This is a genomic window from candidate division KSB1 bacterium (genome assembly GCA_034521575.1).
In the GTDB taxonomy this organism is placed as follows: domain Bacteria; phylum Zhuqueibacterota; class Zhuqueibacteria; order Residuimicrobiales; family Krinioviventaceae; genus JAXHMJ01.
In genome coordinates, this window is sequence record JAXHMJ010000005.1 from 1816947 (window position 1) to 1835082 (window position 18136).

The window sequence follows — 18136 nt, forward strand, 5'->3', positions numbered from 1 at the left end:
AATTTTAACAGGTTACAAACTGTTTTAATTCCAGAGCCGAGCCAGGAAACAAACATTCAAAAAATGAAAAATATTTGATGCAAACTGTTGCTGTACACTTTGTGTCCTTGATAAACTCAATATTTTTTGGTATTTTTCTTTTCTGGAAACACATTCGGATTCATCAATAATTTTTATACTGTAAATGTTCCTACAGTTGAATCAAAAGCTGATAAAACAATGCACAACTCTACAACGCTGAAAAAAATTGTATATTTGAACTATATGCAAGATCTCTATGGAAGCGCCCTGGGCTCTACCATCAAAGCCCGGGAATTACTGCATGGCTTACAGGAACTCGATTACAAAGTTCATTTCTTCTGGAGATGCGAAAAACCGGCAGATACTGACAATGCACGACCAAACCGGAAATCGCACAATAAAAATATAATCCGGACGTTGCTGTTTACACCATTCCAAATTTTAAAAGCGCTGGTATCCGGCGTAGAGGAAGCGAAAATTGTTCGACGAGTCAAGCCTGATTTGCTCATTACCCGACTTGATGCCTTTCGCTTTTCCAGTGTTCTCGTTTCAAACTATTACAATCTCCCGCTTATCCTCGAAGCGGACGGGGCTTGCTCCTACGAGTGGCTGCAGTATCACGGGGGACCGCATCTCTGGCCCCGCTGGCTGCTCTTGTGTGAAAAATTCATTATGAAACACTCTGATCACATCTTTGTCCAGTCTTTGCCGACCCAATCATACTATCTTCAAACACACAGAATATCAAAAAGTAAGATCACGGTCATCACCAACGGCGCCCATCCTTCGGAACCTGTTCCGGAGAAAAAACTCGACAATTTAAGACAACTATATAATATCCAAACAAAAGAAACAGTTATCGGCTTTTCAGGCTCCATGCATCACTGGCACGGCATTGAGCAGTTAAAAGAATTGATTACAGACATTCTCGCACACTACAAAACATGCAAATTCATATTTGTCGGCGGAGGCGGACCGGAAACCGCTTCCATCAGAGAACAATTCAAACATGAAACCCGGGTTGTATTCACCGGAAACGTTCCGTTTGAACACATGCCGGCACATCTGGCTTTGTTCGACATCGCATTGGCGCCGTATCCGCCCATGCCGCTGTTTTATTTTTCTCCGGTCAAACTATTCGAATATATGGCAGCCGGCAAGGCCATTGTCGCTGCCCGGATCGGCCAGATCAACAATGTGCTGAAAAATAAAGTGACAGGCATGTTGTACACACCGGGAGACCTGGACGACATGCATTCCTGTATCAAAACACTGGTTGAAAATCCGGGTTTGCGTTCAAAACTGGCTCAAAACGCACAACACGAGTTCCGACAAAAACATACATGGGCGCAAAAATCAAACCAGCTTGCGCATCTCATCGAAACCACACTGAACAAAAGGAAATGCAATGAAAGTACTTCAACTTGTTGAAGGATTTAATTTCGGCGGCGCGGAAACCAAACTCCTTGAACTGGTTCAACATATGGACACATCAGAGTTTGAAACCACTGTCATGAGCTTGGGACTGGGCAATGAAATCGAAGAAAAGTTCAACCAACTAAATTGCCGTGTACTTACGTTTCAGCGTCAACATCGTTTCGACTTACGTCTGCTGCGCCGGCTGCGCAATTTTATCCGCGATGAACAAATCGACATTGTCATGACCACTTTGTTTTACGCTGATGTGATGGGCGCCATGGCGGGACATAAGGGCGGCGCCAAAGGCGTCTTTTCCTGGGAAACCATATCCTCTCCCAAATGGCTGACGCCGCACCGCTTCTGGGGATACCGCTATGCCATACGCCGGGCTGATGAGGTCATTTCCGTATCCCAGGCGACCGCAGAATGGCTGGTTGAAAAACGCAAAGTACCGCGCCATAAAATTCGCGTCATTCCCTATGGGGTGAACCTGGATATTTTCAAACCGGAACGCGGTTCTATCTCCCGAACCGATCTGGGACTTGCCGAAGACGCCTTTGTGATCGGACAGGTATCGAGACTGAACGAGCAAAAAGGACATGTCTATTTGATGCAGGCGGCCCCGGAACTCATTCACCGGAACCCGAATGTGCATATTCTGCTTGTGGGGGACGGCCCCACCCGGCCGCAAATCGAAACCATGATCCGCGAGCATAGGCTTGAGCATCATGTGCATCTCCTCGGATTCCGCAACGACGTGGCCGAGCTTTTACCGCTGTTTGATGTATTTACCCTGCCGTCGCTTTACGAGGGTCTCCCCAATGTGGTGCTGGAAGCCATGGCCGCCGGACTGCCGGTGGTTGCCACACCGGTGGACGGCACAAAAGAAGCTGTTGTGGATCAGGAAACCGGACTGCTCATTCCCACCCGCGATCCTCAGGCGTTGAACAAGGCGCTTCTGACACTGATCGAACAGCCGCAGCTGGCCAAATCCATGGGCAACGCCGGCCGAAAGCACGTAAAAGCCCATTTTTCTCTCGAAAATCAAGTCAAACAATTTGAAAACCTCTACAAACAATACGCACTATCCGGGACGAAAAAATGAAAATTCTGATGCTACACAAGTTTTATTACATCGAGGGCGGCGCTGAACGTTACGTATTCAATCTAAGCGATTTGTTGACCAAACAGGGCCACAGCGTCATTCCATTCGCGATGCAGGATGACCGGAATTTTGAAACCCCGTACCGTTCCTACTTTGTCAGCAATTTTCAACCCGATCATCTCCACAACACCCGGAATCCGCTCAAACGCCTGAAACTCGCCAGACGAACCGTTTACAGCCGGGAAGCTCAGGTTAAACTGGCGCAGCTGATCAAAGACACAAAACCCGACATTGCACATGTACACTCTATTTACCATCATCTGTCTCCCTCGGTTTTGCATACACTGAAACAAAATAATCTGCCGGTGATGCTGACCCTGCATGACTACAAACTGGTATGCCCCAATTACATTTTTTTGAACGGAAAACGCCGGGTCTGTGAAGCCTGTAAAGGCAAATACTACTGGAATGCTGTGACCCAGAAATGTTTTCGCGATTCATACGGAGCCAGTGTACTCGTAGCGGCTGAGGCTTATGTCAATTCAATCCTGAAAAGCTATAAAAACAATGTCGATGTTCTCACCGCACCCAGTCATTTCCTGGGGAATAAAGTATGGCAATACGGATATCAGCACATCCCCGTAAAAATTCAGCCCTATACACTGGACGTCAACGCCTATCAACCCTGTTTTGAGGACTCGAATTACTTTGTCTTTATGGGACGCTTGACACACGAAAAAGGCCTGCATTTTCTCCTTGATGCCATGCATCACATTCAGGGCGCAGGACTTTACATCTGCGGTACTGGTCCCATTGAACATGAATTACGCGAGCGTATTGACAGGGAATCGCTTGACCATGTCAAAATGCTGGGATATAAAAGCGGTGACGAACTGCGTAAAATCGTTTCTCACGCCAAATTCACGGTTATTCCGTCTGAATGGCATGACAATTCTCCCCTAGTCATCTATGAATCCCAATCGCTGGGCAATCCGATGATCGGTTCGCGTATGGGCGGTATTCCGGAACTGATCAATGAAGATGTGGATGGATATACATTTGACCGGGGTGACATGCACCGGTTTGTCAAACTGGTCAACGAACTCGTTCAAGATCCGGAAAAGTGCAGGAAAATGGGTAAAAACGCCAGACAAAAAGCAGAAACCCAATATGCATTTGCCGGGCATTATCCCAAAATCATGAATTTATACGAGTATACACGCCGACAATCCGAAAAACACTCGGAATCGTAATTGAATTTTCCACATCGACCGTCCGGTCCGCCTTGGCGTGAAACAGGCACATCGGAGCCCGGAGCAGATATACCACCCGGGCGCCGGGCTGCGTCTGAATATAGGGATGCATGGTTTCTGAAACCCCATATCCGATATAATCAGGTATACGGATCCGGTATCAATCTACTTTGAGCACAGCCAGGAATGCTTCCTGCGGCACTTCAACTTTGCCCAGCTGTTTCATTCGCTTTTTACCCTCTTTCTGACGCTCCAAAAGCTTGCGTTTGCGCGTAATATCTCCGCCGTAACATTTGGCAGTCACATTTTTGCGCAGGGCACGAACTGTTTCACGCGCAATCACCTTGCTGCCGACCGCCGCCTGTATTGCAACCTGAAACATCTGCCGCGGTATCAATTCCTGGAGCTTTTGACAGACCCGCCGTCCCCAATCATATGCTTTATCTTTATGCACAATCACAGAGAGGGCGTCTACAGACTCGCCGTTCAGCAAAACATCAAGTTTAACCATATCCGCCTTGCGGTATTCGAGAAACTCGTAATCGAATGATGCATACCCCTTGGAAATTGATTTCAACCGGTCATAGAAATCAAACACCACCTCGGTCAGCGGGAATTCGTACTGAAGATTGGCTCGCTCTTTGTCAATATACTCCGTATTGATATAAACACCTCTTCGCTCCTGGGATAACGTCATAATGCTTCCGATAAACTCAGCAGGTGTCATAATGCTGGCGGAAATATACGGCTCTTCAATATGATCCATTCCATTCAGATCCGGAAGATCCGCAGGACTGTCTATGACGATCTTTTCACCGCTGTCCGAGTAGGCAAAAAACTCGACATTGGGCACCGTAGTCACCAGATCCAGCTCGTACTCGCGTTCAAGACGCTCCTGAATAATTTCCATGTGCAGCAGTCCTAAAAATCCGCATCTGAATCCGAATCCCAAAGCGATAGAAGACTCGGGTCAAACCGCAGGGCCGAGTCGTTCAGAGACAGTTTTTCCAGGGCATTGCGCAAATTCTCATAATCCTCGGAATCCGCCGGAAACAAACCGCTGAACACCATTGGCTTGACCTCCCGGTAGCCGGGCAACTGCTGCCGGGCCGGGTTTTTCACACTCGTAATGGTGTCGCCGACTTTGGTGTCTTTGACATCTTTGGCGCCTGCAATGATATACCCCACCTCACCGGCTTCCAGGGTTTCCCGTTTCAACTGCTGCAGACGGAACACACCAACCTCCTGAGCTTCAAACTCCTTACCGGTTGACATGAAACGGATCATACTGTTGGTGCGTATTCTGCCTTCCATCACACGTACATAAGCAATAGCGCCGCGGTACGAATTAAAGACTGAATCGAAAATCAAAGCGCGAGTGGGCGCCTCTACCTGACCACCGGGGGGTGGGACACGCTTGACAACCGCTTCAAGCACATCCTGCACACCGGTTCCGGCTTTGGCGCTCACCAGACAAATTTCATCTTCCGAGCAGCCTATGGTATCCATGATCTGATGTTTCACATGATCAATCTCCGCACTGGGCAGATCAATCTTGTTGATGACCGGAATAATTTCGAGATCGTGTTCAAGAGCCAGATATAAATTACTCATCGTCTGAGCTTCTATCCCCTGAGCGGCATCGACCACCAGCAACGTGCCTTCACAAGCGGCCAGACTGCGTGAAACTTCATAAGTAAAATCTACGTGCCCCGGGGTATCAATCAGATTTAGCGTATACTCGTGACCGTCTTTGGCTTTATAGTTCATGGTGATAGCATGCATTTTTATCGTAATGCCGCGCTCACGCTCCAGATCCATACTGTCCAGGACCTGCTCTTTCATCTCTTTTTTACTAATGGTATGAGTAAATTCCAAAAACCGGTCAGCCAGTGTTGACTTGCCGTGATCAATATGAGCTATAATAGAAAAATTGCGAAAATAGTCCTGCTTCATGCAATAGTTACCTCAAAAGTTAAAGTGATCCATAACCTTTAATATACAAAACAATTACCAGGAAATCAACCGCTTCGCAGCGTTGGACCATCCATCCCAGTACCAATACGCCTGTCACCGTTCTCTCTGCTTCAGTCCAGGTCGCTTTATGAGACTCGCCCATAGTCCGACAAACTGTCACGAAAAAAGGAATGGTCCTCACACGCATCGTGTTAACAGTTGGAAAAAGGAGGCTATATGAATATTTTCCTTACAGGCTGGAACCGGATTTGTCGGGACCCACGTTCTCAGACAATGCGTACAGGCCGGACATCAGTCTCTCTGTACTGGTTCGCAGCGACAGACAAGGCCGAACAGGTGGCCTGCATGGGAGCATCACCGGTCTACGGTGACATCACAGACATCGGGTCGTTCCAGGATGCCTTGTCGGATTGTCGGGCAGTCATTCATCTCATTGCGATCATCAGGGAACAGCCCCGCAAAAATATGACCTTCGAACGCATCAATAATCAGGGAACCCGGCAGCTCGTGCAGGCGGCCCGAAAGCAGGGCATTGAACGCTTTGTGCACTTGAGCGCATTAAACGCGGATCCGAATGCCTCTACTCCCTATTTTGAAAGCAAAGGAAAAGCAGAAGCGGCAGTCCGGGAGAGCGGAATAAACCCCTGCATTCTAAAACCCAGCTTTATAGTGGGGCCGGGCATGCCTGTTTACTCCATGCTGGCCCGCTTTATAAAAAAATCACCTTTTCACATATTCCCGGTTTTCGGAAACGGACGTTACCGTCACCAACCTGTCTCTGTTCATGATCTGGCCAAAGCTGTTGCTCTTGCTGTAAACACGGAAAACCAATGTTCAGGGACCTACGATCTGGGCGGACCCGAAGCTCTGTCTTTTAATGAGCAACTACGACAGATCGCTGAGGTGATCGATAGTCCGGTACATCTCTGGCACCAGCCCGTGTGGATGAGTCGGGTTGCTGTCTCTCTTTTGTCTCTTCTTCCCCAATCACCCATCGATCAAAACCAATTGAGTATGCTCATCCGGGACAATACATGTGACATTTCCCGGTTCGTGCATGATTTTGGTATAGATCCCATGCCGTTCAAACAGGCAGTCCGTTATCTGGACAACAGCGTATGAGCGGCATCCGTAGCTCAAAACCGGTCGCTCCAAAAAAAAGACCTTGGCCTACCAGACCAGAGGCTCGTCTGCTTTGTCGAATTGAGCCGATTTTTCCGCTTCAGACACCCTGTTGATTCACCTAAACAAGCAGAACAGATATGATCCCGGTCAGAAAGATCCCGTCAAAAGTTCCGGCTCCTCCGATAGAGGCAACCGGTGCGCCCATATCCTTGATCTTGTTAAAATTCAGAATATCCGCACCAACCAGGGTACCCATGGTCCCGGCTATATAGGCCACCCGGGCGGTATCCTGGGGCGCCAGAATCAGCGCTATGATAATGGTTACCAGGGGGGGAATAAAAATAGGAGTGGCAATTCCCAATCCCTTGACCGGTCTGGACACAGCCTGAATAATCAATGCAACCAGAATTGTGGCCAGTACGGGGGTGATCAGAGAAGGACTCTGCAGCCATAGATACAGAGACACCAGAGACGGGATCACAGCGCCGCCCACATTGATCGCGATTGTGGTACATCGGGGCGACATATCAGGGATTCTGTAGCGCATACCCCAAAATTTAATGTTGCGTTCAATTACGGGTTCATCACAGGCAAGTTCTTTGACCGGAATATTGACCATACTGCCGACAAGAGACCCCACCAGAATAAAAAAGACTCCGAATGTGCTGAATCCCAGCTTTTCAAATGCAAACGTCAGTATATGAAGCTGGATCAGTACAAAAAGAAAGATCAACAAAATAACGGAAAACAGGAAAAACAATAAAACAAAGGGTGGATAAAATCGCATTTTTCCTCCTGATCTGACATATAAAAGTGTCTTTATTCATAAACATGCTATTGTATTAATATTAGGGTAATTTACAAAAAAACAACCAGAAAATAAACATTCTTTGTTCTTTATGCAATAACAACAAAAGACCGGCATGTCATGCGATCTACAGATCGCGCAGCAGGCCCGATGATTAACAAGTTCGGACATAGCTGAAGAGCTGGGGAGTTACCGATTTGTATGCGAGAATCCCTCTGTCCCGATCCCACGACTCGAAAATCAAAGGCAGACCCAAACTTTTACAATCCATGTACGCGAAATCCGGGCAGCGCAGGATTCATATATCCGCTTCTGGGTGATATGATGACCTTGCCGGGACTGCCGGTAAAAACATCGATATTGACAGCGAAGAAAAAATCATTGAATTGTTATAATGAATTGATATTGAACAAAATATTTCACATATTAAATATGATACGGCAACCGCCGATTGAAAAGCTGAACTCAATGATGAACCTGTACTAAATATAAAGGATAGTGAATGTCAATTGCAAAACGCGTTAGGGCCGTTCGAAATGCCCTGCCTCAGCATGTACTTTTAGAAGCAGCCGCAAAAACCCGCAGAGCAGATGAAGTGTTGGAAGCCGTCAATGCGGGAATAACAATACTTGGCTATAACTATGTGCAGGAAGCTGAAAAAATACAGGAGAGTATCCATGTAAATGTAAAATGGCATCTAATCGGACATTTACAAAGCAATAAAGTCAAACAGGCCGTGCGCCTCTTTGATATGATAGAAACCATCGATTCAGAAAAAATTGCCAAACGCGTGGATAAGAAATGCCGCGATATTGAAAAAATCATGCCGGTGCTTGTTCAAGTCAACAGCGGCAGAGAACCGCAAAAGAACGGCGTGATGCCGGATGATATCATTCCCTTGATCCGCAAAATCAGCAACTTGCCCAATCTTCGGGTAGAAGGGTTAATGACCATGGGACCGTTACTTGATAATCCGAAAAAACTGGCCCCTTATTTCAGACTCACCAAACAACTATTCGACCAAATTGCTAAAGAAAACATTGTAAACACCGAAATGCGGCGCTTATCGATGGGAATGAGCAATAGCTATCAGATCGCTGTTCAGGAAGGGGCCAATCTTGTACGGATTGGCACAGCTCTTTTCGGTCCGAGACAATGAAATAATCTTTTTTTATTTTTTGTTATAAAACTGGAAAAGCGATGGTTTTGCTTGAATGTACACTGAAAAGGAGAGTAATATGACACTGAAACGTCTGTTTGTTTTTTTGATGATCACAGGAGCAATTTTTTGGAGTTGCAGCGATGACAGCGGCAACGGCACCGGCCCCAGTTCCACAGAAGAGCCGCCGGAATTAAATGTCGAATTTCCCACATTACCGGAAAAAATGCAGCAGTCGAATGACCCGCATGCTCAGCAGGTCAAAACATATCTAATGATCGCAAACAATATGAGCAATACATATCTTGCATACGTTATACCACCTGCAAACGCCGGCAATGGCGATATGAATTACACCTGGACGGATGGTGAAGTAACCGTTCATCTCGATATTTCCGAATCCGGTAATACAATAGAATGGAAAGTACGCTTTAGCGGGTCAGACGGTGAACATACCTATGACAACTGGCTGGCCATGGAAGCACAACGCAACAAGGCAGGCACACAGAGCTCCTTTGTGATTTATGAAAAAGGTATTGAGGGACCAGCGGCAACTTTTGATTATAATAAAGACGACGCTGACACTCAATCTTATGATTTCAAAGCGTACGGCTCTACCGGAATCCGATTGTTAGCCGCAGTCAATGCGGACAGTTCAGGTTGGGCTGAACAGTATGAATATATGGATAATCAATTTGTTCTGAACGAAAAGTATGAATGGGACGCTCAAGGCAACGGTGAATGGTGGAACTATAATACAGATGGTTCTGTTTCCGCTTCGGGAACCTGGTAAAAATCCTGGCGCGTGCAGCCGGAGGGTGCACGCGCTTTTGGGGGCCTTTTTAAAACAACTCTTCATTCCGCTTGACAGACCCATAAAAATCTCCTATATTAAGAAAATTCTTTTGGAGGAGATCTATGAAATTCTATTCGATTCTGGTTTTATTCGCACTCGTTCAATTATGCCGGGGAGGCGCTTTGGAACAATTGACAATTGATCAGACCATTCAAAAACTCGAAAAAAAATACGGGGATCAACACAGATTTCGTATTGAAAAGGGTGTACAACAGGTTGCTCAACTGTGGCGGACGTCCGACGGCAGCCAACAAGCGTTTCAGTCCTTCTGTACCGCATCCTTTATTGCGGATTCCCAGGAACTGGACCGTACCTTAGACCGATTTCAACACAACCTTGAAATCATTTACGGGCATATGCACCAAGTCAACCGCGATCTCAGCGTGCCGGTCGAGTGCGAGACAAACTACCTTTTACCCGTAGACCACCGATTTGCTGAATATGATCCGTCCGCGCATATCCAGTCCGATCTGTTTACCAACAAAATCGCATTCACGGCGCTCCTAAACTTTCCGGCTTTTACGCTTGCAGAGAAAAACAAATGGGCCGCCATTGGTCACGGCGGGAATGGGCCAAAGCCCGACTGGCGGATGAATTTCTCATGCGCATCCCGTCTCACGTCGCACAGGAACGGTCACGCGTTTATGTGCAGGTAGATAATTATATTGCCAATTATAATATACACATGCATCATTTGTTGGACGAAAACAATAAAAGACTCTTTCCTGACGGCTTGAGCCTGATCACACATTGGGGCCTTCGCGACGAATTAAAAGGGCAATATAAGAATCCGGACGGTTTCAAACGCCAAAAAATGATTCAAAAAGTCATGCAGCGAATAATCACTCAAACGATTCCGCGGGACGTGATCGACAATCCGGAACTCGACTGGAATCCGGCAACCAACACACTTTACCGCAAAGGTACGCCAGCCGCAGCTGAACCGGAACCTGATACCCGTTATAAAAATATGCTCAAAGTATTTCACGCAGAACAAAATCTCGACACTTATACGCCGGCATATCCCACCAAAATAGACCGACGATTCAAACATGACCGGGAAATGTCCGAACAACAATTTGAAGAGCTGGCTGAATCCGTACTCGGCGCTCCGATAGGCAAACAAGTGGCTGAGCTCATATCAGAACGTCTGGGTCGACCTCTACAGCCCTTTGATATCTGGTACAATGGTTTCCAGTCACAGGGCGGTCCGCAGGAATCCCGGCTGGATTCAATCACCAGCGCGCGTTATCCCAATGTCCGGGCCTTTCAGGCCGATCTCGGCAATATTCTCCGTTCTCTGGATTTCAAAGCGGATGACGCCGAATTTCTGGCATCTAAAATTACAGTGGATCCGTCGCGCGGCGCCGGACACGCCACCGGCGCCAAACGTGCGCAAGATAATGCGCATCTGCGTACGCGTCTTCCTGAAAGCGGGATGAAATACAAGGGATTTAACATCGCGATTCATGAGCTGGGTCATAACGTAGAACAGGTTTTTTCTCTGAACCGTATGGATCACTATATGCTGGAAGGTGTGCCCAATACAGCTTTTACCGAAGCATTCGCGTTTGTATTTCAGTCACGCGACCTGGATGTGCTGGGTATCGACACAAAAAATGAACAGCAGGAGCTCTTCAAGGCCCTGGATACCTACTGGTCCACCTGTGAAATCGCAGCCGTTGGCCTGGTCGATCTGCGCGTATGGCGCTGGCTGTACAATCACCCCGATGCCAACGCGGCAGACCTGAAAGCCGCAGTGATTCAAATAGCAAAAGACGTGTGGAATGAATACTATGCACCGCTGATCGGACATGACGATTCCATGCTGCTGGCCATTTATTCCCATATGATCGCCAATGGTTTATATCTTCCCGATTATTCTCTGGGACATTTGATCATGTTCCAGATTGAACAGTATTTAAAAAACAAACCATTGGGAAAAGAAATGGAACGTATGTGCCGGTTGGGACGTTTAACCCCGAATTTTTGGATGAAACAGGCAGTCAATGAGCCCGTCTCTTCTGAATCATTACTGAAAGCAACACAGCAAGCCGTAAAGGCGTTAAAGTAGAAACATACAAGGTGTTTTGTATGCAGGAAACAATTTTTGCCACGGATTTCGGCAGATGGGTACTCTTGCCCGCACTCATTTTTTTGGCCAGAGTCAGCGATGTCTCTATCGGAACGATTCGCATTATCTTTGTTTCGCGGGGGCAAAAATTACTGGCGCCGCTGCTGGGATTTTTTGAAATCATGATCTGGCTTTTGGCTATTGGCCAGATTATGCATAATTTGAGTAACTTTTTATGCGTGTTTGCCTATGCAGCAGGATTCTCAACCGGCAATCTGGTGGGAATCTGGATCGAAAAAAAACTGGCGGTCGGCAAAGTATTGGTGCGTATCATCACACAAAAAGGTGCAAATAATCTTGTGGAATCATTGCGTGAGCACGGATTCGGTGCCACTCATATTCCAGCGGAAGGTTCTCGCGGACCGGTCAGCGTTATATACAGCATAATCAATCGCAAAGATATCTATAAAATATACAAGATGATCAACCATTTTAACCCCAAGTCCTTTTATACAATTGAAGATATCCGCGAACTCAACTATGGCATTTTCCCGGAACGAATATCTCTGGCTCCCCGTTTGACATTCATGAATCGAATCCGCTCAACCCGCATCTTTACAAAACATAAAGAAAAATAGCCGGCAGACCGGCCCTGTATTTAACCCCGAAAAATTGAATTATTACTTGTTTTTTAGGCCAGTGTATTGTATTTTGTTAAGCTTTGTCCTAAAAAATTGTGAGGGGCGTCTAAAAGAGGAAAACGTTAGACCAAGTGAAACTTGTAGAACTGAACATAGTCGGATTCAAGTCGTTTGCGAAAAAGACCCATATCCTGATGCATGACGGCATTACCGCCATCGTCGGTCCAAACGGCTGTGGAAAAAGTAATATTGTCGACGCGATACGCTGGGTCATGGGAGAACAACGCACCAGCGCACTCCGAAGTGAAAAAATGGACAATGTCATTTTCAGCGGTTCGGCAAGCGCCAAAGCCGTTGGCATGGCTGAAGTGTCTTTGCGCATCGAAAATGATGATAACAGATTGCCGGTTGATTACTCTGAAGTGGTGATCACCCGCCGTCTCTTTCGTTCCGGAGAGAGCCAGTACCTGATTAACGGCAACCAATGCCGTCTCAAAGACATCAATGATCTTTTCATGGACACCGGAATGACCGGTCAATCCTATTCTGTTATCGAACTGCCGCAGGTGGACAAAATTTTGAACGGCGCTCCGGAAGAACGCAGCCGCATTTTTGAAGAAGCCGCAGGCATCACAAAATTCAAACAGCGCCGCCGGCTCACCTTGCGAAAACTGGATGCCACAGAAAAAGACCTGAACCGCGTGAATGACATTTTAGCAGAAGTTGAGAAAAAAGTCCGCAGTCTGCAACGCCAGGTCACCAAGGCCCGCCGCTATCAGGAACTGTCTGAAGAACTGAAAGACCAGGACATCAAACTGGCCACTCATGATTACGTGAACCTGATCGATGAACTTGAACCGCTTGAGACAAAACGCAATCATCTGGTCGATGAACGCGAGGAGGTCATGGCATCCCTTTCCAACAAGGAAGCCGATTTTGAATCCTGCAAAACCCGGCTCCTGGAACTGGAACAGAAACTCTCGCATGAACAATCGACCTATAACAATTATTATAAAAATATTCAAAAATTTGAAGAACGTGTACTGGTCAACAAAGAGCGTATCCGCAGTCTCGAGGAAATGCAAAAGCGCTATGACGATGAACGCGAACATCTGGTCGAGCAGCTGAACAGTCTGGAACAGGACCTGGATCAAGCCAATTACGAAACCAAACGCGTCAAAAAAGATCTAGATGCCGCCAAAGAACAATACGCAACGTTAAATACCGAATATCAATCCGTTCGTCAGGACTATGATGACAAACGGGCGGCGTTCAAGGATAAAGAAGCCGAGATTTTGTACATCACGGAACAAATCTCGTCAAAGTTGAACGAAGGAGAGCGACTGCGTGCGACAGAAGAAAGTCTCAGCCAGCGCATGCAGGACATTGATGCCCATGTAACCCGGCAAAAAGAACAGTTTCATGACATTTCACGGTCATTGAGCGAACTCCGAACCGCTGAAGCGGAACTGACGCAGCGCTATGAACAGACCCTTGAACATCACACGCAGGCTGAACGCAAGGCCAATGAAGCCCGCAGTGCAGCGGACGGTTTACGCAAAACGGACTTGCAGGATCAGAACCGCATCGAGGTTTTGGAAAACAATGCTGAAATGATTCGAAAGGTTTTGGAAAACTATCAGGATTACCCCTCGGGCGTTCGCTATCTTGCCACATTGAAATCAGATAATTTCAAATCGTTCGGAACTGTGGCCAATGCGTTGCATGTCGATTCTGAACATCGCACCGCCATTTCCGCGGCATTGGGCGAGGCTGCGGCTTATCTGATCGTTAACAATATCAACGACGCCACCACCGGTATCGGGCTGCTTCAGCAGGAACGCAAAGGCGTGGTATCATTTTTACCTCTTGAAGCCATACCCGACGGTCATTCAGAACATCCTCACATTGAAGACCTGGGGGTGGTAGACTGGGCGGATCAGGTCGTACGCTGTCAAGACCGCTTTCGCCCCATCTTGAATATGTTGCTAACTCCCTTTCTCATTGTTCAGGATCTTGAAACTGCGAACCGTCTCTATGAGACAGCCGCGGGTAAAAAGGTCAATCTGGTCACACTTGCCGGTGAAGTTCTGGGGCATTGGGGACTGATACGCGGAGGCAGCCACAGCAAACGTCAATCTGATTTTGTCGGACGTCAGGAAGAACTGGAACAGATTCAAAACGAAATGCAGGAAATCAAACAAGCTTCCGAACGCCGTCAACAGAGAATCCAGGAACTGGATGCCTCTGAAACGGAAACAAGACAACAGGCGGAATCGCTTCAGGAAGAGCTCAAAAATCTGGAGCAGGAGTTGTCCCGCAAACGCGTTGATCTCGGGCGGGTTGAATATGAATACAAAAGCATCCGGGAATCCATAGAAACCCAAACGTCTGAAAAACAGGAACTCTTTAAACGGGTCACAGCAGTGGGGAAAATCTGAAATCCCAGGACAGCACCGCCCAGGCCCTGAAAGAAAAACGAGCAATCCTGGCCAAAGAAACATCCGAGTTGGAACAGGCTGTGCAGAATATCGAGAAAGAGACCATCAGCGCATCGGAAAAAGTGCATCATATCCAGGTCAAAGTGGCCGAAATGTCGAGTGAATTCAATGGCTCCGAACGCCAACGCGATTCTGTACGCGAACAGATACAGAGCACCCAGAAAATGATCGAGCAGCGGGATCGGGAAAATGCACAGGCTTTTAAAGAAATTGAAGAGCTGAATCAAGTCAATAAAGAGTACAATGAACGTATCGGACACATGCAGGAAAAACTGCAGGAAGCAAAAGAAAAACTGGAAGAACTCGAGGATGAACAGTACAATGTGAACGTGCAAACCGATGAGCAGGAAAAAGAAATCCGGGAATACCGCAAACAGGCCGAACAGCAGAATCAGGCGATCCATGAAGCGGACCTGAGATTGTCCGAGCTGCGCATGAAGCGCGACTCGTTGACCGCTCAGATGCAGGAAGAGTATGAATTCAAACTCACCCGCCAGCCCAAAGACCCGGACTTTAATATTGAACAAGCACGCGAAAAAACCCGTGAAATTCGCGAACACATCAAAAAAATGGGACCGGTCAACCTGCTTGCCCTGAAAGAGTACGAAGCAGAAAAAGAACGCTTTGACTTTTTATCAAGTCAACGCGATGATTTGCTCAAAGCCAAGGGCGACCTTGCCGAAACGATCAATATCATCAACAATACAGCCAAGGAAAAACTGGAAGAGACCTTTACCGATATTCAGAAAAATTTTACCCAGGTGTTCCAGAACTTTTTCCACGGCGGCCGCGCAAATTTGGTATTGCGCGAGGGCGAAGACCCGCTTGACATCAATGTGGACATTTACGCCGCACCCGCCGGGAAAAAACCGGCATCCCTGCAGCTGCTTTCAGGCGGAGAAAAGTCCCTGACCGCTGTATCCCTGTTGTTTGCTATTTACCTGGTCAAGCCCAGCCCGTTTTGCATTTTTGACGAGGTGGATGCACCGCTTGACGACAAAAATGTTCAGCGGTTTGCCACAGCCCTCAATGAGCTGTCTGACGGCACCCAGTTTATCATCGTGACACACAACAAGTTGACCATGCGTTCCGCCAAACAATTATACGGTGTCACCATGGAACAGGAAGGCGTGTCCAAAGTAGTATCTGTAAAATTTGAAAACGCAGAACAGTATGTTGAACAGGAGTGATATGTTAAAACATCTATTATTTTCAGCGTTTCTCACTGTATTCTGCACCGCCGGCCTGGCACAGGATACAACAATCGTAAAAGAGTCAGAGTTTTTTCTAAACCTGGACTGGACTCGCTTCAGAGGAAATGACTCTTTAACCTATTTCGAGTTCAGCGGGGCTGTCAGCAGGAATTTGCCCACTTATCAACAGGAAAACGACAGGTATTCCGGAGAGTTTATCGTGGATGCCGCAGTGTTTCAACATGATTCATTGATTGAGCGGAAAATCTGGCGAAATGTTGACCATGTGGACAGCCTTTCGCAAGTACAATCAGATAAAATGCTGTCTTTTATCAATCATTTTTTTCTCAGTCCCGGCAATTATCAGCTATCGCTCTCCGTTTTTGATGCTGTAGACTCTATAAATACGGTCTCTCGATCATTGTCAGTACCCATCATTGGTTTTTCAGACTCTTTGGCTATGAGTGATGTTCAAATGGCATCACATATTGAACAATCCAGAGACAAAGGGCCCTTTGTTAAAAACGGCTTCCGGGTGCTGCCGAACACATCAAGGATCTATGGTCTAAGCTTACCCATTTTATACACATATGCTGAAATTTATAATCTGTCCAGCCCCAAAGAGGCAAAGTATAACACGTATTCGGTCGAATATAACATCTATGATACAGATGCAAACAGGGCAAAGCCTCCTGTCCGGCGCGTTTTTCAAAAGCCCGGACATTCAGCCGTTGCCGTCAACCAGATAACCGTTACCAATCTGTTCTCGGGAACGTATTTACTCAATGTAAAAGTCGTGGATCACGATTTAAATGATTCATTATCCGTGAATCGTAAATTTTATGTGTACCGTCGGGATGATTTTGCAAAAAATAGTCAGCCCCGGCAGACATCCCAAAAAGGCAGTTCATTCAAGGCCTCTTATTATGATCAGCTGAATGAAAAAGAACTGGATCAGGAATTTCAGTACCTGCGTTATATAAACACCCGGAAAGACCGCAAAGTATGGAAAGGCTTGTCCCTGTCAGAAAAACGCGAGTTCTTACCGTCTCTCTGGATGGAATATGATAAAAGTCCCGAGACACCGATCAATGAATTTAAACGCCAATATTTACAGCGTATTCAACAGGCAAATGCGCTGTTCGGCAACAACAACAAGGCAGGCTGGAAGACGGATCGGGGGCGTATACTGGTGATCTATGGGCGGCCCGATGATGTCGAACGCAACTCGATCGTAGGCATTGAACGCGAATATCACGTCTGGCACTATTATGACATTTTAGGCGGCGCTATCTTTGTGTTTGTTGACAAACGGGATCTGGGCAATCTTGAGCTTGTACATTCCACCGCCCCCAGGGAACTGCATGATCCGGACTGGCAACGCTGGATAACCAGATAGACTGAATTCCAAATACGCTCTCAGCCGGTTGCATTCTCTTTTACAAGTGCAGTTAGAGCCCGTTGTTCATGTAAAATCTGCGATTCAAGATCAAATTCACAGTCTTTGGCATCCGTATCCACTGCTGCAAACTCGATATCCACCCCCGTATCTGCATATTCACACTCGAATACGTATTTGGCGCGATCTAAATGGTAATCAGAGGTAATAACCAGAATACGCTCGGGTTTGTATGTTTCAACAATGGGCCTGGACAGAGAAGCATCCTGGATCGTGTTTTTGCTTTGTACAGACCCCAAAACATCCTGATCCGGCACCCCTTTATCCTTTAAATACTGATGCAGATATGCAGCATGCGGCTGGTTCGTTGTATTAAAATGTTCGCCATACCCGCCTGTCAGCAATAGTTTCCAGCCAACTCGTTGAGTATATTCACCATAGGCCCGTTCACAGCGCGATTTTGCCACACTGTACAACTCTCCGCACTCCGAGTTGGGAGATCCCAGAACAATAATCAGACCGTCTAACATATTTTCCTTTCAGTTTTGAATGAATAATATAATGATTCCAAGGTATCTCATGTCAAACTCCCGAAACCCATTTTT

General features: G+C 46.8%; 14 protein-coding genes and 1 pseudogene. 12 read left to right on the plus strand and 3 right to left on the minus strand.

Annotated features, from left to right (window positions below):
* Positions 1–219 precede the first annotated feature (219 nt).
* Genes U5R06_21155 through U5R06_21165 form a run of 3 tightly spaced genes read left to right on the plus strand, consistent with a single transcriptional unit; the run spans position 220 to position 3798 of the window.
* A complete protein-coding gene (locus tag U5R06_21155) occupies positions 220–1452 on the plus strand; it encodes a glycosyltransferase family 4 protein (GenBank protein ID MDZ7725252.1) in 1233 nt (410 codons plus the stop codon).
* Complete coding sequence (locus U5R06_21160; protein ID MDZ7725253.1) at positions 1430–2545, plus strand: glycosyltransferase; 1116 nt, start codon at positions 1430–1432, stop codon at positions 2543–2545. The genes U5R06_21155 and U5R06_21160 overlap by 23 nt, the downstream gene beginning before the upstream one ends.
* Complete coding sequence (locus U5R06_21165) at positions 2542–3798, plus strand: glycosyltransferase family 4 protein (GenBank protein ID MDZ7725254.1); 1257 nt, start codon at positions 2542–2544, stop codon at positions 3796–3798. The genes U5R06_21160 and U5R06_21165 overlap by 4 nt, the downstream gene beginning before the upstream one ends.
* 160 nt (positions 3799–3958) lie before the next feature.
* Here the strand turns inward: U5R06_21165 and lepA are convergent.
* Positions 3959–5754, minus strand: a pseudogene (lepA, locus tag U5R06_21170) (translation elongation factor 4).
* 237 nt (positions 5755–5991) lie between these two features.
* Between lepA and U5R06_21175 the strand changes: the two are divergent.
* Positions 5992–6897, plus strand: a complete 906-nt coding sequence (locus U5R06_21175; protein MDZ7725255.1) for an NAD-dependent epimerase/dehydratase family protein — start codon at positions 5992–5994, stop codon at positions 6895–6897.
* Between the two features lie 121 nt (positions 6898–7018).
* Here the strand turns inward: U5R06_21175 and U5R06_21180 are convergent, their stop codons facing one another.
* Complete coding sequence (locus U5R06_21180) at positions 7019–7687, minus strand: DUF1614 domain-containing protein (GenBank protein ID MDZ7725256.1); 669 nt, start codon at positions 7685–7687, stop codon at positions 7019–7021.
* Between the two features lie 523 nt (positions 7688–8210).
* Between U5R06_21180 and U5R06_21185 the strand changes: the two genes are divergently transcribed.
* The 8 genes from U5R06_21185 to U5R06_21220 all read left to right on the plus strand — a co-directional run bounded on the left by U5R06_21185 (position 8211) and on the right by U5R06_21220 (position 17531).
* Entirely contained in the window at positions 8211–8867 is a 657-nt protein-coding gene (locus U5R06_21185) for a YggS family pyridoxal phosphate-dependent enzyme (protein MDZ7725257.1), read from the plus strand.
* Between the two features lie 79 nt (positions 8868–8946).
* Positions 8947–9660, plus strand: coding sequence for a hypothetical protein (locus U5R06_21190; protein ID MDZ7725258.1), 714 nt, complete (start codon positions 8947–8949; stop codon positions 9658–9660).
* 125 nt (positions 9661–9785) lie between these two features.
* Positions 9786–10379 carry a hypothetical protein gene (locus U5R06_21195; GenBank protein MDZ7725259.1) on the plus strand — a complete coding sequence of 198 codons (594 nt, stop codon included), beginning with the start codon at positions 9786–9788 and terminating at the stop codon, positions 10377–10379.
* Complete coding sequence (locus U5R06_21200) at positions 10265–11797, plus strand: hypothetical protein (GenBank protein MDZ7725260.1); 1533 nt, start codon at positions 10265–10267, stop codon at positions 11795–11797. Before U5R06_21195 ends, U5R06_21200 begins: the two co-directional genes overlap by 115 nt.
* Before the next feature lie 20 nt (positions 11798–11817).
* Entirely contained in the window at positions 11818–12435 is a 618-nt protein-coding gene (locus U5R06_21205; GenBank protein MDZ7725261.1) for a DUF2179 domain-containing protein, read from the plus strand.
* 134 nt (positions 12436–12569) lie between these two features.
* Positions 12570–14879, plus strand: coding sequence for a chromosome segregation protein SMC (gene smc / locus U5R06_21210; GenBank protein MDZ7725262.1), 2310 nt, complete (start codon positions 12570–12572; stop codon positions 14877–14879).
* Positions 14880–14959: 80 nt separating this feature from the next.
* On the plus strand, positions 14960–16129 hold the full coding sequence (locus tag U5R06_21215; GenBank protein MDZ7725263.1) for an AAA family ATPase: 1170 nt from the start codon (positions 14960–14962) through the stop codon (positions 16127–16129).
* A gap of 1 nt (position 16130) precedes the next feature.
* Positions 16131–17531 carry a GWxTD domain-containing protein gene (locus U5R06_21220; GenBank protein MDZ7725264.1) on the plus strand — a complete coding sequence of 467 codons (1401 nt, stop codon included), beginning with the start codon at positions 16131–16133 and terminating at the stop codon, positions 17529–17531.
* Between the two features lie 20 nt (positions 17532–17551).
* Here the strand turns inward: U5R06_21220 and U5R06_21225 are convergent, their stop codons facing one another.
* The gene (locus tag U5R06_21225) at positions 17552–18061 is read right to left on the minus strand and encodes a YdcF family protein (GenBank protein MDZ7725265.1); all 510 of its coding nucleotides are present in this window, start codon (positions 18059–18061) and stop codon (positions 17552–17554) included.
* Between the last annotated feature and the right edge of the window lie 75 nt (positions 18062–18136).